The organism is Variovorax sp. KBW07, from assembly GCF_003852515.1.
Taxonomy (GTDB): domain Bacteria; phylum Pseudomonadota; class Gammaproteobacteria; order Burkholderiales; family Burkholderiaceae_C; genus Variovorax.
Genome location: NZ_QAJK01000278.1, coordinates 825 through 1,394, shown reverse-complemented (window position 1 = coordinate 1,394; position 570 = coordinate 825). Strand labels below are relative to the sequence as shown.

Annotated in this window: 1 rRNA gene (cut by a window edge); it reads right to left on the bottom strand. The window is 45.4% G+C overall.

What is annotated here, in order from left to right:
• Positions 1–570: ribosomal RNA gene (locus DBV14_RS33685) — 23S ribosomal RNA — on the bottom strand; its annotated part runs 824 nt beyond the window's last position; the annotation flags it as partial.

Sequence of the window (570 nt, the reverse complement as noted above, 5' to 3'; positions counted from 1 at the left end):
TGTATTCGTACTGAAAATCAAAATCAAGTGAGCATTTCCCCTTTTGGTCCACACCAGGTTTCTGTCCTGGTTGAGCTCACCTTGGGACACCTGCGTTACCATTTGACAGATGTACCGCCCCAGTCAAACTCCCCACCTGACACTGTCCTCAGAACAGTTCGGTAGCATCCGAAGATTACTACCTTTTCTCCACAATAAATTGACCAAAGTCAACTGCACTGCATTACTGAGTAAGTAAAGAAACAATCAGAGTAGTGGTATTTCACTGTCGACTTGCGTCTCCCACTTATACTACACCTCTAATGTCTCCCTACAAAGTCGGACTAGAGTCAAGCTCAACAGGGTCTTCTTTCCCCGCTATATTTTCCAAGCCCGTTCCCTTGGCTGTAGTTTCGCTAGATAGTAGATAGGGACAGTAGGAATCTCGTTAATCCATTCATGCACGTCACTAATTAGATGACGAGGCATTTGGCTACCTGAAGAGAGTCATAGTTACTCCCGCCGTTAACCAGCGCTTGTTTGAATTTCTTCACGTTGACATTCATGGCACTGGGCAGAAATCACATTGCG